The following is a 2,416-nucleotide window of genomic DNA, read 5'->3' as shown; positions in this document are numbered from 1 at the left end:
CCTCGACGGCGGCCGGGTCGAACGCGCGCGGCAGGGCCGGCAGCCCGGGGTCGCCGGGGAACCGCCAGACGGCGACCGTCGCGTCGCCGTCGGACAGCGTGACCACGCCTGGCTTGCGACCGTCCCGTGCCCGGCCGACGCTCGCGCCCAGCGTCTCGGAGCGCTCCACGCCGTTCCAGCGCACGGTGGCGCGGTAGGCGACGGTCGTGGTCGAGCCGGGTCGGTGGTCCACCTGCCGCACCCGCCAGTCGACCAGCTCCCCGCCCGCCGTCGCCACGGCGGCGTCGAGGAGCCCCGCGGCGGACTCGCCGGTCAGCAGATCGAGGTGCGTGGTCATCACGTCATCCTCGCAGCCGGGCGGGGCAGAAGCGCCCCGATCCGGATGAGAATCCTCTAACCCTGCACGGAAGGCCCGGGGAGACGCGCACGTCTCCCCGGGCTCAGGCCGGCGTCGTCAGGCGCGCAGCTCGCGGTACTTCGCGATGAGCGCCGCCGTCGACGGGTCCTGCGCGGCGAGCGCGGCCTCGTCGCCGGCCACCGCCGGGGCGATCTCGAGCGCGAGCTTCTTGCCGAGCTCCACGCCCCACTGGTCGAACGAGTCGATGCCCCACACGAGACCCTGCACGAACGTGATGTGCTCGTACAGCGCCACGAGCTGCCCCAGCACGGACGGGGTCAGCGCGGGCGCCAGGATCGACGTCGTGGGCCGGTTGCCGCTGAACACCTTGGCCGAGACCAGGTCCTCGGCGACGCCCTCGGCGCGCACCTCGTCGGCCGTCTTGCCGAACGCGAGTGCCTTGGTCTGCGCGAAGAAGTTCGCGAGGAACAGGCCGTGCACGTCCGCCCCCGCGGCCACGGCTCCCCCGTCGCCCACGGCGTCGGCCAGCGGGTAGGCGGGGTTGGCCACGGCGATGAAGTCGGCCGGGATGAGCCGGGTGCCCTGGTGGATGAGCTGGTAGAACGCGTGCTGGCCGTTGGTGCCGGGCTCGCCCCAGAAGACCTCGCCGGTCTCGGACGTGACGGGCGTGCCGTCCCAGCGCACCGACTTGCCGTTGGACTCCATGGTGAGCTGCTGCAGGTACGCCGGGAACCGGTGGAGCTGCTGGGCGTACGGCAGGACGGCGTGCGTGTGCGCGTCACGGAAGTTCACGTACCAGACGTTGAGCAGGCCCATCAGAGCCGGCACGTTGTCCTCGAAGGGCGTGGTCCGGAAGTGCTCGTCCATGGCGTGGAAGCCCGCCAGGAAGTCGGCGAAGGCGTCCGGCCCGATCGCGACGGCGAGCGAGGTGCCGATGGCCGAGTCCACGGAGTAGCGGCCGCCCACCCAGTCCCAGAACCCGAAGGCGTTGGCGGGGTCGATGCCGAACGCCTCGACCTTGTCGAGGGCGGTGGAGACGGCGACGAAGTGCTTGGCGACGGCGTCGGCCCGGCCGTCCTCGGAGTCCTCGATGGCGCCGGCGGCGACCAGCGAGCGCCAGAGCCAGTCGCGGGCGAGCCGCGCGTTGGTGAGGGTCTCCAGCGTGCCGAAGGTCTTGGACGCGACGATGAACAGCGTGGTGGTCGGGTCCAGGTCGGCCGTCTTCTGGGCGACGTCGGTGGGGTCGATGTTGGAGACGAACCGCACCTCCAGGCCGTCCTGGACGTAGGGCTCGAGCGCCTCGTACGCCATGACGGGGCCCAGGTCGGAGCCGCCGATGCCGATGTTGACGATGGTCCGCACGGCCTCGCCGGTGACGCCGGTCCACTCGCCGGAGCGCACCTGCTCGGCGAACGCGTAGACCTTGGCGAGCTCGTCGGCGACGTCGGCCGCGACGTCCTGGCCGTCCACGGTGAAGGGCTCGTCCGAGGGGCGGCGCAGCGCGGTGTGCAGCACGGCGCGGTCCTCGGTGACGTTGATGTGCCGGCCGGCGAACATCGCGTCCCGGTGCTCCGCGAGGCCCACCTCCTCGGCGAGCGCGAGCAGCGCGGCGAGCACGTCGTCGGTGACCAGGTTCTTCGAGAGGTCCACGTGCAGGTCGCCGGCCTGGTGGCTCAGCCGGGCGGCCCGCTCGGGGTCGGCGGCGAACCAGCCGCGCAGGTCAGGGTCGAGGTTCTTGGAGAGCTCGGTGAGCGAGCCCCAGGCGTTGGTGGTGGTGGCGTCGACAGGCACACGGGCCGGCTCTGAGGTCATGACTCAACCGTAGTGCGGAGGGCGCCGGCCGCAGCCTCTGCCAGTGTCTGATCCGTCACCTCGTAGCCGGCGTCGCCCCCGCCGCCCGGCCCGCCGGCGTCGGCGACGGTCTTCTTCGCGGACAGGTGCACCGCGTCCACGCCCACGCCGACCAGGGCGGGGATGTCGGCGGCCGTCACGCCGCCGCCGGCCATGATCTCGATGCCCAGCTCCGCGCTGCGCTCGACCAGGGCGGCCAGCCGGTCG

General features: G+C 72.8%; 2 protein-coding genes and 1 pseudogene. All 3 read right to left on the bottom strand.

Going from position 1 to position 2,416, the window contains the following annotated elements; all coding sequences use genetic code 11:
* Window positions 1-337 (bottom strand): annotated as a pseudogene (locus PROKR_RS34085) (phosphotransferase); the annotation flags it as partial.
* Between the two features lie 117 nt (window positions 338-454).
* Complete coding sequence (pgi, locus tag PROKR_RS06395; protein WP_036960879.1) at window positions 455-2,170, bottom strand: glucose-6-phosphate isomerase; 1,716 nt, start codon at window positions 2,168-2,170, stop codon at window positions 455-457.
* A partial coding sequence (locus PROKR_RS06390) for a copper homeostasis protein CutC (protein ID WP_036960875.1) occupies window positions 2,167-2,416 on the bottom strand: 250 nt, incomplete at its 5' end. The genes pgi and PROKR_RS06390, both read right to left, overlap by 4 nt.

The organism is Promicromonospora kroppenstedtii DSM 19349 (assembly GCF_000515355.1).
Classification (GTDB): domain Bacteria; phylum Actinomycetota; class Actinomycetes; order Actinomycetales; family Cellulomonadaceae; genus Promicromonospora; species Promicromonospora kroppenstedtii.
Note: the sequence above shows the minus strand (reverse complement) of the source record. Positions and strands in the feature narration are given on the sequence as shown.